The organism is Roseomonas sp. CAU 1739, assembly GCF_039839775.1.
In the GTDB taxonomy this organism is placed as follows: Bacteria; Pseudomonadota; Alphaproteobacteria; order Acetobacterales; family Acetobacteraceae; genus Neoroseomonas.
On sequence record NZ_JBDOQQ010000014.1, the window covers coordinates 42,957 to 57,388 of the forward strand.

Sequence of the window (14,432 nt, forward strand, 5' to 3'; positions counted from 1 at the left end):
ACGATGCGCTGATCACTCGGCGGCGCGCTTCAACGAAACGGTCGCGGTCGCGGTCCGGTCTTCAAGGCCATGCGGCGTGGCGCGGAAATGCGTCAGTGTGCGTTCGGCATGCGTCATGCGCTGCGACAGCGCGATCTGCGCGTAGTCGCGCACCTCGGCGGCATAGGCGGGGTCCTGCGCCAGGTTGCGGAACTGGTGTGGGTCCTGCTCCAGGTCGAAGAACAGCGGCGGCAGGGCGGCGAAATGCACGTATTTGCGCCGCGCATCCTGCACCACCATCAGCGACGCTTCCTCCATCCCGAGGCCGAGCGCGCCCTCGGGCTGGCTGTAGAAGACGTCGCGGAAGTCGAATTCATAGGTGAGGAAGCGCCGCCAATCGGCCGGCGTCGCGCCATGCAGGACCGGCAGCACGGAGCGCCCGTCGCAGGCACGCGGGATCTCGCCGCCCAGCCAGTCGAGGATGGTCGGCATCACGTCCACGCTTTCGGTGAAGGCGTCCTCGATGCGGCCCGCGGCGTCCGCCGCGTCGGGGTCCTTCACCACCAGCGGGATGCGGAAGCTCTCGTCGAAATAGCCGATCTTGCCAAGCAGGTGATGGTCGCCGAGCTGCTCGCCATGGTCGGAGGTGAAGATCACCATCGTGTCTTCCCACTGCCCGGTCTCGTCCAGGTAGTCGAAGACGCGGCCGAGGCAGTCATCGACCTCGCTCATCATGCCGGCATAGGTGGCGCGCATCTGCGCGATCTCGGCGGCGTCCAGCTCCGCCCCGCGGCCATCGGCGCGCTCAAAGAACGACGCCTGGCGGATGGCATCGAGATAATGGCCGAGCATCGGATGCTGCGCCGCTTCATCGGGCACGCTAGCGGCACGGATCGGCGCGGGCATGTCCTCCGGCCGGTACATCGCGTGATAGGGCGCGGAGGCGACGAAGGGCGGATGCGGGCGCCAGTAGCCGAGATGCAGGAACCAGGGCTTGTTGCCCTTGCCTTTCAGGTAGGTCAGCGCGCGTTCGGTGAAATACGCGCTGTCCGACAATTCGGCCGGGATGCGGCAGGGCAGGGCGGTCGCGCCGGGCACGGCATCCTTGCCTTCCGGCAGCCAGATGTCGCTGCGGCGGTCGGGCAGGTGATAGCCGTTCTGCGCCAGCCAGCCGAAATACCCATCCATGGAAGGTTCGAAGGCGCCGACGCTGCGGAACCCGTCCATCAGGTCGCCCAGCGTCGTGAAGCGCGGGTCGCGCGGGCCGGTGGTGCGCGGATCGGGCGTCGAGGTGGTGTAGCCGATCAGCGCCGGGTCATAGCCGATCAGCCGCAGCGCCTTGCCGAGATTCATGTGCCGCGCATCGAGCGGCACCGTGTTCTGCACCGCCCGGTGATTCATCAGGTACAGGCCGGTCAGCAGCGAGGCGCGCGCCGGCCCGCAGGGCACCGCGGTGGTGACATGGTTGCGGAAGGTCACGCCCTCCCGGCACAGCCGGTCGAGATTGGGCGTGCGCAGCCAGTCCGCGCCCAGATGCGGCACGCAGTCCGCGCGCCATTGATCGACCACGATAAGCAATACGTTGCGCCGCCCGGCCATGCCCAGACCCCCGTCAGTGGCCGGGTGGGTAGCCGAGCGGCGCGACGGAGCGATGACGGCTGCGTTGCCGTTATGTGATCGCGGCCGGGCGGGCGGATGCGTGGCGCGCTTGTCCGCGCCGGCGCCCCGCGCGCGTCAGGCGGACGGCGTTGCCTTGTCGCCAAGCCAGGCGATGACGTCGAATTCCACCATCAGTTCCGGCATGCCCATGCTGCCGGTCACGCTGGCGCGGCTGGGCAGCGAGTCGCCATGGAAGAATTCGCGATAGACCTCGTTCATGCCGGCGAAGTGGCGCATGTCGGTCAGGTAGATCATCACCCGCGCGACGTCGTCGAGGCTGCCGCCGGCGGCTTCCAGCAGGTGCTTCAGGTTGGTCAGCGCCTGGCGCGTCTGGGCACGGATGTCGCCGATGCCGACCACCTTGCCCTCGACATCCAGGGCAACGGTCGCGGCGTAGAAATTGCCGCCGGCGACGGTCGCCTGGGAATGCGGATTGGTCGGCGTCATCAGCAAGGGCGAATAGACGGTCGTCTTGGGCATCGGCGGCGCACTCCTTCTGCCTGTTCAGACTGCGTTGCGTCGGGCGCGGCGGCAACCATGCCACCTGGAGCAACAGAATGGCGCCGGATTGGGCAACGCCTGGCTCGAACGCGGCCCACCCTGGGCTGCTCCGCTGGCATCACCCTTGCAATGCCGAGCGTCCGATCCAGCGCTTGGGAAACATCCGCCATGGTCCGTCTCCGCCTTCTCGCCACCGCAGCGGCCGCCCTGATGGCCGTCGCAGCCCCGGTCCTGGCGCAGGACCTCGTCGCTGGACCGCGGGTAAACATGACCGCGGTGACGCAGCCGGGCCCGACGCTGCCGCAATACACCCGCGTCGATATCCCGATGATGCGCGACGGCTTCGCCCAGCGCAGCGGCGGGCGCGTCAACGTCACGCTGCAATCCTGGCCCGAGCGCGGGGTCGGCGGACCGGAAGTGATCCGCCTGGTACGATCGGGCCAGGTGGAGATCGGCGGGGCCACGCTCGGCGTCGTTTCGGGCGACGTGCCGATGCTCGATGCGCTCGACCTCGCCGGGCTGAACCCGACGCTGGACCAGGCACGCCGCGTGGCGGATGCGATGACGCCGGTGCTGAACCGCGACCTGGAACGCGTCGGCGTGCGGCTGCTCGCGGTCTATCCCTTCCCGGCGCAGGTGTTCTTCTGCCGCCGGCCGGTGGCGGGCATGGCGTCCATGCGCGGCCTGCGCGTGCGCACCAACGGCCCGTCCGTCGCGGATTTCGTCCAGGCCTATGGCGCGCAGGCAGCGGCGATCGCCTTCCCCGAGGTATACGCCGCGCTGGAACGCGGCACCGTCGACTGCGCCATCACCGGCACCGGCACGGCCAATGGCGTCAAGTGGTGGGAAGTCACCACCCACATGTACACGCTGCCTTCCACCTGGTCGCTGTCCGGCTATTTCGTGAACCTCGCCTGGTGGAACCGCCAGACGCCGGAGGTACGCGCCTTCCTTGAGGACGGCTTCAAGCGCATCGCCGATGCGCAATGGGAACTCGGCGCGGTGGCGACGCAGGACGGCATCGACTGCAATCTCGGCCTCGCCGACAAGTGCCGCATCCACACCGTGGTGCCCGAGGCGCGCCGCATGATCGAGGTGGTGCCTTCCGCCGAGGATCTCGCCACCATCCAGACCACCTTCCGCGACGTGGTGCTGCCGGCCTGGGTGGCGCGCTGCGGCGCGCGCTGCGGCGAGATCTACAACCAGGTGATCGCGCCGATCAGCGGCGTGCGGGCGCCCTGAAGCGTGATCGGCGGCATCCGCGTGGTGGAATCCGCTTCGATCTGGCCTGGAAGGCCGATCCGCCGCGGCGGCGCGCAACCGGTGTGGATCGGGTCGTAGTGGAACCGACCGCCCTCGGTCCCCTGCGGCGCGGCGCCGACCGCGTCGCATTGGCGCTGATGCTGCTGGGAGGAGGGTTGTTCCTCGCCGCCACGCTGCTGATCGTGGGCGACGTGATCGCGCGGAACTTCCTCGGCTTCTCGACGCGATCGACCATCGAGCTGTCGGGCTATTTCCTCGCCATCGGCATTTCCTGGTCGCTGGCCGGTGTGCTGGCGCGGCGCGCGCATATCCGCATCGACCTGCTGGTGCGGATGCTGCCGGCCCGGCCACGCGCCTTCGCGCATCTGATGGCCTTCTGCCTGCTCTTCGTCTTCGCCGCCTTCCTCGCCTACGGCGCCTACACGCTGGTGGATGAAAGCCTGATGTTCAACGCGACCGACATCTCCGCCCTGCGCGCACCGCTGTGGATCCCGCAAAGCCTGTGGGGGGCGGGGCTGGCCTTCTTCATGGTCTCGGTGCTGCTGCGCACGCTCGACATCCTGCTGCTGATCATCGGAGGTCGTTTCGACGACATCGACCACATCGCCGGCGCACGCAACGACATGGACGAAGCGGAGGAGACGCTGGAGGCGATCGGCGCCAGAGGCGCGCTGTCCCGGTGATCGCCATCGGCTTCATCGTCGCCGTCATCGGCGCCTTCGCCTATGCCACCTTCATGGGTGCCGGCCCGGCGCATCTGCCCTGGGCCGAGGCGGTCATGCTGATCGGCCTGTTCCTCGGCTTCTTCGGTGCCGGGGTGCATGTTGGCGCAGCACTCGGCTGCCTCGGGCTCGTGGCGGGCTTTCTACTCTCGGACCGACCCTTCTGGCTCTACATCGGCCAGACGCTGTGGGGGACCAGCACGAATTTCGTGCTCGTCTCGGTGCCCCTGTTCCTGCTGATGGGCGAGATCATGCTGCGCGCCGGGCTGTCCGGCCGGCTGTATCGCGCCATGGGCGTGTGGCTGAACCGCTTCCCCGGCGGGCTGTTGCACACCAACATCGCCTCCTGCGCCGTCTTCTCGGCGATCAGCGGGTCGTCGGTGGCCACCGCCGCGACGATGGGTTCGGTCGCGCTGCCTTATTTCCGCGGCACGCATTATTCACCGCGCATGGTGGTGGGCTCGCTCGCCGCCGGCGGGGCTTTGGGCAACCTGATCCCGCCCGGGATCACCTTCATCGTCTATGCGCTGATCACGGAAACCTCGGTCGGTCAGCTCTATGTCGCGGCGATCGGGCCGTCGATCCTGGTGGTCGCGCTGTTCGCGCTCGTCATCGTCGTGCATGGCTGGCGCAACCCGGCGCCAGCGGGACCGAAGGCGACACGGGCGGAGAAGGTCCAGTCGCTGTTCGACCTGATACCGACGCTGCTGCTGATGGGCCTGGTGCTCGGCACCATCTATGCCGGCGTCGCCACGCCCACGGAAAGCGCCGCGTTCGGCGTGGTCGGCGCGATGCTCCTCGCGGTGATCGAGCGCAAGATGAACTGGCCGCTGCTGCGCGACAGCCTGGTGGCGACCGCCCTCGCGACATCCATGATCGGGCTGATCCTGCTTGGTGCCTATCTGCTGAACTTCGTGCTGGCCTCGGTCGGCGTGCCGCAGGCGCTGGCCCAGGCGGTCGGCGGACTGCCCTTCCCGCCCTGGGTGCTGATGCTGTTCATCATCGGATTCTACATCGCGCTCGGTACCTTCATGGAGGGCTTCTCCATGATCGTCACGACCATCCCGGTGATCTTCCCGCTGGTGAAGGCACTCGGCTACGACCCGATCTGGTTCGGCGTTATCGTGACCATGCTGGTCGAGATCGCGATGATCTCTCCGCCCGATGGCACGGTGCTGTACGTGCTGCAGGGCATGCGCCAGCCGGCCGGGCCGATTGAGGATGTCTTCGCCGGCGTGATGCCGTTCCTGGCGGTGTATATCCTCGCGGTGTTGATGTTGCTGTGGGTGCCGGGGATCGCGCTATGGCTGCTGTGATGTGGAAGCGCCGGAAGAGGCCTTGCCCCCTCCGGACCTCCCCCACCAAAGGCCAGCGGGCCTTTGGAATGCGGTTTTCGGGCGCCGGGCGCGGCGGTCGGGCAGCGTCTACGCGACAGGTTTGGGGCAGCGCAGCGTCGCGACGCCACAGGGCGCTTTCCGAGGGCCCGAGACGCAAGGTGGCCTTGGTTCTGGCGCCATGCGACGCGGATCCGGACACCGGGCCCCACAGGCGCGACTGCGTCCCCAAACACCCCAAAATCCCGCGGTCCAGGGACCCGCTGGTCCCTGGCGGGGTGGTTTGGAGGGGCGGCGCCCCTCCAACCTTCGCGCGCTCACCGGCGCGCCAATGACCCCGCGCGACCGCCGCGGCTACGCCGACGCGCGCCCCGACCCCGCTTGGCCGGGCGGCGCGCGCCTCGCGCTGAACTTCGCCATCAACATCGAGGAAGGCAGCGAATACTGCGCTGAGAATGGCGACCCGATCACTGACTGGGCGCTGACGGAATCCGTCGGCATGGATGTCGGCATCAAGGGCCGCGACCTCGCCGCGGAATCGATGTTCGACTACGGCAGCCGTGTCGGCGCCTGGCGCCTGCTGCGCGTCTTCGCCGAACGCGCCATGCCCTTCACCGCCTTCGCCTGCGCACAGGCGCTGGAGAAGACGCCGGAACTCGCGCGTGCCATCGCCGCCAGCAAGGCCGATATCTGCTGCCATGGCTGGCGCTGGGTGAAGCACTGGACGCTGACGGAAGCCGAGGAACGCGACCACATTGCCCGCGCTGTCGAGAGCCTCAAGTGCACGGTCGGCGTCGCGCCAACCGGCTGGTGCTGCCGCTATGGCCCTTCCGAGAACACCCGCCGGTTGCTCGTCGAGCATGGTGGCTTTCTCTACGACAGCGACGCCTACGACGACGAATTGCCCTACTGGGTGCAGGTCGCCGATCGTCCGCATCTGGTCGTGCCGTATTCACTGGTGACCAACGACTGCAAGCTGAGCCCCGGCACCATCAACACCGCCGGCGAATTCTTCACCCTGCTGCGCGATGCCTTCGACTGGCTGCATGCGGAAGGTTCGGGCGGGATCATGTCGGTCGGCCTGCACCCGCGCATGGTCGGCCACGCGGCGCGCATCGGCGGGCTGGCGCGTTTCCTCGACCACGTCGCGGCCCATGGCGACAGCGTCTGGGTCACGAGCCGCGAGGCGATCGCCCGCCACTGGATGCAGAGATTCCCCGCGCCGCCCGCCTGACGCCGACGCGCCATCCCTCGATGCCATAGGCAGGACCACGGCGTCCGGTCGCAGCCGCGGTGCCCGGCACCTGGGGCCGGCATTCCAAAGGCCCCCTGGCCTTTGGCGGGGTGGTCTGGAGGGGCGGCGCCCCTCCAGCCTTGCCGCACTTCCTCATCCGACGCACCCTGCGCGCCAGGCAGGAGGAACCCCATGGAACTCAAAGGCGCCGTCGCCCTGGTCACGGGCGGCAATGGCGGGCTTGGCCAGCGCATCTGTCACGCCCTGGCGCGCGAAGGCGCTCATGTCGCCGTGATGTATGCCGCCAGCCGCGACCAGGCCGAGGCCGTCGCCCGTGACCTCGCCGCGCAGCATGGCGTGCAGTCCGCCGCCTTCGCCTGCGACATCACCGATGGCGCGGCCGTCACGCGCCTGGTCGCCGATGTCGCGGCCCGCTTTGGCCGCCTCGATATCCTGGTGAACGACGCCGCCTTCAACAAGGCGATCCCCTTCCCGGACCTCGACAACCTGACCGAGGATGTGTGGGACAAGATCATGGCGGTGAACCTCACCGGCCCGATGCGCCTGACCAAGGCGGTCGCGCCGGTGATGAAGGCGCAGGGGCAGGGGCGGATCGTCAACATTGCCTCGGTGGCCGGGCTGGGGCCGACCGGGTCGTCGATCGCCTATGCCGTGTCCAAGGCGGGGCTGATCCATCTCACGAAGTGCATGGCCGTGGCGCTGGCGCCCGAGACGCTGGTCAACTGCGTCGCCCCCGGCCTGCTCGAAGGCACCCGCGCCACCGCCAACCTGCGGCCCGAACAGGTGCAGAATGCCGCCGGCAACGCCCTGTTGCGGAAGCCCGCCGACAAGGATGACTGCGCCGACATGGTGGTGACCATGTGCCGGACCGGCACGATGACCGGCCAAACCGTGGTCATCGACGCGGGCCGCATCTTCCATTGATCGAGGCGGCGCCCCCCGCCTGACGCATGCCAGACCCGGCCCGGGCGGTGCTTTCCGCCGGGCTTGGTCTGGGCGAGATATTTCTCCATGACGCCGCCCGCACAGCCGATTCAAACCCTGGATCGTCCCACCCAGGCCAATCTTTTCCTCCTCGCCGCCTGCCAGGCGCTGGGGCAGGCCAGCAACACCATGATGGTGGCGGCAACCGCGCTGTCGATCGTCACCTTCTACCCGAACCGCGACCTCGCCACCCTGCCGGCGACACTCACGCATGTGGGCGTCATGCTCTCGGTCTTTCCGGCGGCGCTGCTGATGCAGCGGCGGGGGCGGCGGCTCGGCTTCCGGGTCGGGTCCAGCTTCGGCATGGCCGGGGCGGCGGTGATCGGCAGCGGGCTGTACCTGGCGAATTTCTGGATCATGTGCCTGGGCGGGCTGCTGCTCGGCTATGCCGTGGCCAGCCTGCACCAGTATCGCTTCGCTGCGGTCGAACTGGTGCCGGGCAGCTACCGCGCGCGCGCCATCTCCTGGGTCACGGCGGGCGGCGTGGTGGCGGGGGTGCTCGGGCCATCTCTGGTGCGGCTGACGCATGACGCCTGGGCGCCGGTCTATCTGGCGACCTATGCGGCGATGTTCGTGCTCCATGCGCTGGTCTTCACCGTCGTCTCCTTCATCCGGTTCCCCGCCGTGCCCGTGGGCAGCGCGCCGGTGCCCGGCGTGGCGGCCGCGCCGCCGGCACCGCCGCGGCCGCTGGCGACCATCGCCGCGCAGCCGCGCTTCATGGCCGCGGTGATCTCCGCCATGGTGGCGTTCGGCACCATGTCCTTCCTGATGAGCGCCTCCCCGCTCGCCATCGTTGCCTGCGGCCTGCCGCATGCCGAGGCGCATTGGGTCATCTTCATGCATGTCATGGGGATGTTCGTGCCGGCCTTCTTCACCGGCCACCTGATCACCCGCTTCGGCACCACGCCGGTGATGTTCGCCGGCATCCTGCTGCTCTCCTTCGGCGTGCTGGCCGGGGTGGAGGGCATCGATGCCTGGAACTTCCGCATCGCGCTGACGCTGAACGGGGTGGGCTGGAACTTCCTGTTCGTCGGCGCGACGACGCTGGTGACCACCTGCTACCGGCCCAACGAGCGCGGCAAGGTGCAGGCGCTGAACGACTTCCTGGTGTTCGGCACCACCGCGACGGCGTCCTTCCTGGCCGGCTTCCTGCTGGAACGGATGGGCTGGCTGGCGCTGAACGGCTTCGCGGTGCTGTTGCTGGTCGCGGCACTCGGCGCGGTGACGTGGCTGTGGGTGCAGGACCGGCAGGTGGCGCAGGCGGCATAGCGCCGCCGCGCACCCGGGTCAGGTCCCCGCCGGGCGGAAAGCGCGGCAGATGCCGGGGTTGGTCTCCAGCCGCGGCCCGCCGATCAGGTCGATGCCATAGGGGATCGCCGGGAAGACCGCGCCGAGGCATTCCGCGATCGCCGCGGGCTTGCCCGGCAGGTTCACGATCAGGCAGCGCCCGCGCGTGCCTGCCGTCTGGCGCGACAGGATCGCCGTCGGCACCGATCGCAGCGACGCGGCGCGCATCGCTTCGCCGAAGCCCGGCAGCATGCGTTCGCACACCGCTTCCGTCGCCTCGGGCGTCACGTCGCGCGGGGCGGGGCCGGTGCCGCCAGTCGTCACCACCAGGCAACAACCGTGCTGGTCGGCGAGGTCACGCAGCGCCGCCTCGATCAACGGCTGTTCGTCGGGCACCAGGCGCGGCACGGCCTGCCAGGGCGAGGCGAGGATACGGGCAAGTTCCGCCGCGATGGCCGGCCCGCCCCTGTCCTCATACGCCCCCCGGCTCGCGCGATCGGAGACGGTGAGGATGCCGATCGCGGCCGCGGCCATGGTCACCCGACGAAGCGCGGGAACAGGATGTTGTTCTCGATGTGGACATGCTCGGTCAGGTCCTCGGCCAGCTTGCGCGTGCCGGCATACAGCGCTCGCCAGGTGTTGCAGGCCCCTTCCGGCGGCTGCCCGCCATGGGTCAGGCGGTCCATCGCCTCCAGGTGCTCGCCATGGTCGTCATTCTCGTCGCGCATCATCGCGATCGGCTGGGCGATCATCGGGTGGCCACCACGGCGCATCATGGGGAACAGAACATGCTCCTCCTTCGCCATGTGGTCGGACAGCTCCGCCTCCATCGTCGTCAGCAGATCGGCCAGGCCGGCGGGCACGTCGGGGTTGCCGGCATGCACGCGCTCGACGCGGCGGGCCAGCGCGATCAGCTCCGGCAATTCACGGCGATGCACCGCGTGGTAGCGCTGCTCGATCAGGTCAACCAGCGCGGCAGTCGATTGCGGCAGCGCGGCATCGGATGGCGCGAGGCCGGCCAGCGCCGCCTCGATCTCGGGCAGCGGCGCGGCGCGCTTCGTCGCGGCCTCGGCCAGGGACACCCCGCCGCCGCAGCAGAAATCCAGCTTGTGGCGGCGGAAGATCGCGGTCGCGCCGGGCAGGGTGGCGGCGATCTCCCCGATGGTGCGTTGGGCGAAGCTGGCGCTCATGACAGGGCTCCTTGTGGCGCGCTTGCGTGCGCGGTGGGCAGGGTCAGGGGAATGAGACCCATCTCCAGGCTGCGGGCGATGCGCCGGGCGCGATCGATCATGTGCGCGGCACCGGCGGCGCTGAAATGCGCGCGGGCGATCTCCTCGAACAGCGCGACCCAGCGGGCGAAATGTGACGGCGTCAGCCGCAGATGCGCGTGCGCCTGCATCGGCTGGCCGTGATACCCGCCCGTCATCAGCGCCACGGATGACCAGAAGCGGGTGATGGTGGCGATATGCGCCTCCCAATCCGTCACGCCGGCGAAGGCGGGGGCGAGCAGCGGATCGGTCCGCGCGGCACCGTAGAAGGCGCGCAGGAAGTGCTCGATTGCCGACGGATTCAGGCCGGTGCCGGCCGTGATCTCGGCGGTCAGGGCGGCGCGGCGTTCGGGACCTTCCGGGATGGGCGGGGAGGGCTGCAAAGTGGTATCTCCAATGCCAGTTACGGTGCCTCCGAATTGTGGTATCGTCAATACTAATTCACTGGAGAACCTCCTTGCGCCTCCTGGCCGCCACCGATGTCGCCCTTCGTGTGCTGATGCGCCTGGCCGCCGATCCCGCCCGCCGGCGCAGCGCAGAAGCGCTGGCACAGGAGGTCGGCGTGCCGCGCAACCATGTCCACAAGATCATCCAGGAACTGGCCGAGGCCGGGCTGCTGCGCACCTGGCGGGGGGCCGGCGGCGGCGTCGAACTCGCCGCCGCGCCGGCCGCGATCCGCCTGGGCGAGGTGGTCCGTCGCTTCGAGGCCGGCCAGGCGCTGGTCGAATGCTTCCGCGCCGATGGCGGCGCCTGCTGCCTGTCCCCCGAATGCCTGCTGCGCGGCGTGCTGTGGCAGGCGCGGGAGGCTTTCCTCGCGCGGCTCGACGCGACGACGCTGGCCGATTGCCTGCCCCCGCCTGCCGCCTGACGGCACCGCGTGCTATCGCGGGCGACGACGCAGGAGGAACGCATGGCGGGGACACTCACGGGCAAGGTCGCGCTGGTGACGGGCGCGGGCAAGAACATCGGGCGCGCCATCGCGCTGACGCTGGCGCGCGACGGCGCGACGGTGGTGGTGAACGGGCGGTCCGACGCCGCGGCGATCGCGGCGGTGGCGTCCGAGATCAACGCAGCTGGCGGCAAGGCCATCGCGCTGCGCGCCGATGTGTCGAATGAGGACGCGGTGGCCGCCATGGCGGCGGCGGTCGCGAAGCAACTCGGCGGCGTCGATATCCTGGTCTGCAATGCCGGGCTGCGGCGGCAGACCGCCTTCCTCGACATGTCCCTGGCGGAATGGCGGGAGATCCTGTCCGTCGCGCTCGATGGCGCCTTCATCCTGTCGCGCGCCTTCCTGCCGCAGATGGTGGCGCGCGGGGGGGGGTCGATCATCGCGCTGTCGGGCATCTCGACGCATGTGGGCACGCCGAACCGCGCGCATGTCTCGGCGTCGAAATCCGGGCTCGAGGGGTTGATGCGCGCCGTGGCGGTGGAATTCGGGCCGCAGGGCGTCCGTGCCAACTGTGTCGCCCCCGGCGCGGTGGACACGACGCGCGGGGCGAGCGCGGGCGCGATGCCGAACAGCCTCGGCCGCGACCAGGGCATTCCGCAGCGCCGCAAGGCGGATGTGCAGGAGATCGCCGATGTGGTGCGCCTGCTGGCGGGGCCGGAGGGCGGCTACATCACCGGCCAGACCATCCATGTGAATGGCGGCGCCTTCCTGACGTGACGCCGCTGCCCTAGGCTTCCTTCCAACGATAACGATCGACCGGAGGAAACCATGGGCAGCATCAGCACCGAAGCCTCGCGCCGCGCCATCATGCTCGGCGCCGCGGGCACACTGCTCGCGGCACCAACGCTCGCTCAGCCGGGCTACCCGGACAAGCCGATCCGCCTTGTCGTGCCCTATGGCGGCGGCGGGCAGACCGACATCGTCTCCCGCGTCACGGCCGAGGCGATGTCGCACCGCCTGGGCCAGCCCGTGGTCGCCGACAACCGCCCCGGCGGCGCGGGCAACACCGCGGCCGAGGCGGTTGCCCGCGCGGCACCCGATGGCTACACCATGCTGGTCGCCACCATGGGCACCAACAGCGGGCTGAATGCGCTGATGTACCGATCGGTCGGCTATGATGCCGCGCGCGACTTCACCGGGGTGGGGATGTTCTGCACCACCTCCAACCTGCTGATCGTGCACAACTCGATCCCCGGCGCCAACTTCGCCGAGGTGGTGGCGTGGATCCGCGCCAATCCCGGCAAGTTCAACTACGCCTCGGCCGGCGTCGGCGCGATCACCCACATCATCATGGAGGATATCGGGGCGCGGCTGAACCTCGACATGGTGCATGTGCCGTATCGCCAGACGACCAATGCGATGACCGACCTGATGGCCGGTCGCGTGCATGCGCGCTGCCTCGGCCTGCCGGAAGGCGAGCCGCTGCGTTCCGTGACCAGCGTTCGCCCGATCGCCGTGACCACGCCGCTGCCGCGCCCCGAATGGCCTGGCGTGGGCACGGTGGCGGAGGTGATCCCGGGCTTCGAGGCCTCGACCTATTTCGGCCTGGCAGTGCCTGCGCGGACGCCGGCGCCGATCGTGACCAGGCTGAACGATGCGCTGCAGGCGGCGCTGCGCGACCCCGAGGTGCGCGCCGCCTATGCCCGCGTCGGCGCCGACCCGGCCGACCCGCATCCGCCCGAGGTCTTCGCCGAACGCGCCAAGCGCGATGGCGAGCGCTGGGCCCCGCTGATCCGCCGGCTCAATCTTGTGGCCGAGTAGCAGGAACAGTTGTCGATCGCGCCAACCTTCGGGCCGATGCCATGCATCGGGCCGGGAGCGCACAGCGCGACCGCGCCCAGACCGACAGCGCTCGACGATGCAACAGTGCATGGCGCGAAAGCCGAGCGCCCGGATGGGCGCGCCGGCGATTGAGGTCCAACAACGACTCCAACGGCCGCCTTCGGCGGCCGCGGGAATCAGCGCTGCAACGCGTTGGCGGGCGCGTCCAGCGGCAGTAGCGACGCCCGCCACCGCAGCATGATCGCCCCGGTGCTGGCGATCGCCAGCCCGGCATAGAGCAACGCCGTCGCCGCGAAGCCGAACCACGCGATCAGCGGCCCCGAGGCCAGCAGCCCCAGCGGCAACCCATAGACCGCGAGCATGCGCAGCCCCATCACGCGGCCGCGCATCCGCTCATGCGCGACACGCAGGATCACCACGGCCATCGGCACCATGCAGAAGGACTGCACGAAGCCCGCCACCGCCAGCAGCACCATGCCGCTGCCCGCCGTGCGCACCACCGCGAAGACAAGCAGCAGCGCGAACCACAGGAAGGCGCCCGCCAGCATGGTGCGCGCCGGGGGCATCCGCCCGCCCTGCGCGCTGAGGATGATCGATCCCACGAGCGCCCCCGCCGCGAAGCAGGCCACCAGCGACCCCAACCCGGTCTGCCCGATGCCGTAGATGTCCCGCGCCACATAGGCGAGCAGCCCGCCGGTCAACGGATAGGCGAGCGCATTGGCGAGGAAGGCGAGCCACATCGCCGCCAGCAGCGGAGGCGTCGCGCGCACATGGGCGATGCCGGCGCCGAGTTCGTCCCACACCGCGCCGATCGACCGCGCGCCGCCATTGGGCCGTGATTCCTCCACGCCCAGCATCAGCAGGACGCTGATCAGATAGAAGCCGCACACCGCGACATAGGCGAATCCGATGCCGATCCAGGCGACCAGCGCCGCCCCGGTCAGCGCCCCGACCACGCGGGCCGCGTCGGCGCTGGTGCGCTCGATGCCCAGCGCCCCCATCAGCCAGGGCGCGGGCATGGTCGCGCCGATCAGCGCATTGCGCATGCCGTAATCCGATGGCCGCACCAGGCCCGAGAGGAAGGCGACGGTGAAGACGGCCGCCATGGTCAGCGTTCCGGTCAGCGCGAGGGCCGCCAGCAGCGCGGCCAACACGGCATAGGACGCACGCATCGTGATCAGCAGGCGTCGATGGCCGAGCCGGTCGCCCATCACGCCATAGACCGGGGAAATCAGCGTGCCGACGAATTGCAGCGCCCCGAACGCCGTCAGCCAGACCACGGAGCCGGTGGCCGCCAGCACGAACCACGACAGGATCAGGGTCTCCATCTCGAAGGCCCAGGACGTGGCGAGGTCGGCCGGCCACTGGAACCGGAAGGAGCGCTGCCGGAATGGTGCCAGGGCAGGCGCGCGCGCGGCGTTGGTCACCCGGTGGACCCGGCAGGCATGG

15 protein-coding genes are annotated in these 14,432 nt (G+C 69.6%); 9 read left to right on the forward strand and 6 right to left on the reverse strand.

Going from position 1 to position 14,432, the window contains the following annotated elements; translation table 11 throughout:
- Positions 1-12: 12 nt before the first annotated feature.
- Together pehA and AAFN86_RS20670 are read right to left on the reverse strand one after the other, a co-directional pair.
- Positions 13-1,578 carry a phosphoric/sulfuric ester hydrolase PehA gene (pehA, locus tag AAFN86_RS20665; protein WP_347545444.1) on the reverse strand — a complete coding sequence of 522 codons (1,566 nt, stop codon included), beginning with the start codon at positions 1,576-1,578 and terminating at the stop codon, positions 13-15.
- A 135-nt stretch (positions 1,579-1,713) separates the two neighbouring features.
- Complete coding sequence (locus tag AAFN86_RS20670; RefSeq protein WP_347545445.1) at positions 1,714-2,118, reverse strand: RidA family protein; 405 nt, start codon at positions 2,116-2,118, stop codon at positions 1,714-1,716.
- A gap of 189 nt (positions 2,119-2,307) precedes the next feature.
- Between AAFN86_RS20670 and AAFN86_RS20675 the strand changes: the two genes are divergently transcribed.
- From AAFN86_RS20675 to AAFN86_RS20700, 6 genes are all read left to right on the forward strand, one after another.
- Positions 2,308-3,381: a TRAP transporter substrate-binding protein gene (locus AAFN86_RS20675; protein WP_347545446.1), complete on the forward strand. Its 1,074-nt coding sequence runs from the start codon at positions 2,308-2,310 to the stop codon at positions 3,379-3,381.
- Between the two features lie 98 nt (positions 3,382-3,479).
- Positions 3,480-4,085, forward strand: a complete 606-nt coding sequence (locus AAFN86_RS20680) for a TRAP transporter small permease (RefSeq protein ID WP_347545447.1) — start codon at positions 3,480-3,482, stop codon at positions 4,083-4,085.
- Positions 4,082-5,440, forward strand: coding sequence for a TRAP transporter large permease subunit (locus tag AAFN86_RS20685; RefSeq protein WP_347545448.1), 1,359 nt, complete (start codon positions 4,082-4,084; stop codon positions 5,438-5,440). Before AAFN86_RS20680 ends, AAFN86_RS20685 begins: the two co-directional genes overlap by 4 nt.
- 349 nt (positions 5,441-5,789) lie before the next feature.
- On the forward strand, positions 5,790-6,692 hold the full coding sequence (locus AAFN86_RS20690; protein WP_347545449.1) for a polysaccharide deacetylase family protein: 903 nt from the start codon (positions 5,790-5,792) through the stop codon (positions 6,690-6,692).
- 192 nt (positions 6,693-6,884) lie between these two features.
- The gene (locus tag AAFN86_RS20695) at positions 6,885-7,637 is read left to right on the forward strand and encodes an SDR family oxidoreductase (protein ID WP_347545450.1); all 753 of its coding nucleotides are present in this window, start codon (positions 6,885-6,887) and stop codon (positions 7,635-7,637) included.
- An 87-nt stretch (positions 7,638-7,724) separates the two neighbouring features.
- Complete coding sequence (locus tag AAFN86_RS20700; RefSeq protein ID WP_347545451.1) at positions 7,725-8,966, forward strand: MFS transporter; 1,242 nt, start codon at positions 7,725-7,727, stop codon at positions 8,964-8,966.
- Between the two features lie 18 nt (positions 8,967-8,984).
- On the opposite strand, the gene mog is transcribed toward AAFN86_RS20700, so the two are convergent.
- Genes mog through AAFN86_RS20715 form a run of 3 tightly spaced genes read right to left on the reverse strand, consistent with a single transcriptional unit; the run spans position 8,985 to position 10,635 of the window.
- On the reverse strand, positions 8,985-9,518 hold the full coding sequence (gene mog, locus AAFN86_RS20705; protein WP_347545452.1) for a molybdopterin adenylyltransferase: 534 nt from the start codon (positions 9,516-9,518) through the stop codon (positions 8,985-8,987).
- Between the two features lie 2 nt (positions 9,519-9,520).
- Positions 9,521-10,174, reverse strand: a complete 654-nt coding sequence (ytfE, locus tag AAFN86_RS20710) for an iron-sulfur cluster repair protein YtfE (RefSeq protein ID WP_347545453.1) — start codon at positions 10,172-10,174, stop codon at positions 9,521-9,523.
- Positions 10,171-10,635 (reverse strand): group III truncated hemoglobin, encoded by a 465-nt coding sequence (locus tag AAFN86_RS20715; protein ID WP_347545454.1) that lies wholly within the window; start codon positions 10,633-10,635, stop codon positions 10,171-10,173. The genes ytfE and AAFN86_RS20715 overlap by 4 nt, the downstream gene beginning before the upstream one ends.
- Positions 10,636-10,709: 74 nt before the next feature.
- On the opposite strand from AAFN86_RS20715, the gene AAFN86_RS20720 reads away from it, so the two are divergent.
- Genes AAFN86_RS20720 through AAFN86_RS20730 form a run of 3 tightly spaced genes read left to right on the forward strand, consistent with a single transcriptional unit; the run spans position 10,710 to position 12,962 of the window.
- Complete coding sequence (locus tag AAFN86_RS20720; RefSeq protein ID WP_347545455.1) at positions 10,710-11,120, forward strand: Rrf2 family transcriptional regulator; 411 nt, start codon at positions 10,710-10,712, stop codon at positions 11,118-11,120.
- A 42-nt stretch (positions 11,121-11,162) separates the two neighbouring features.
- On the forward strand, positions 11,163-11,918 hold the full coding sequence (locus AAFN86_RS20725) for an SDR family NAD(P)-dependent oxidoreductase (protein WP_347545456.1): 756 nt from the start codon (positions 11,163-11,165) through the stop codon (positions 11,916-11,918).
- Positions 11,919-11,969: 51 nt separating this feature from the next.
- Entirely contained in the window at positions 11,970-12,962 is a 993-nt protein-coding gene (locus AAFN86_RS20730; protein WP_347545457.1) for a tripartite tricarboxylate transporter substrate binding protein, read from the forward strand.
- Positions 12,963-13,159: 197 nt separating this feature from the next.
- Here the strand turns inward: AAFN86_RS20730 and AAFN86_RS20735 are convergent, their stop codons facing one another.
- Positions 13,160-14,410 (reverse strand): MFS transporter, encoded by a 1,251-nt coding sequence (locus AAFN86_RS20735; protein ID WP_347545458.1) that lies wholly within the window; start codon positions 14,408-14,410, stop codon positions 13,160-13,162.
- Positions 14,411-14,432 lie beyond the last annotated feature (22 nt).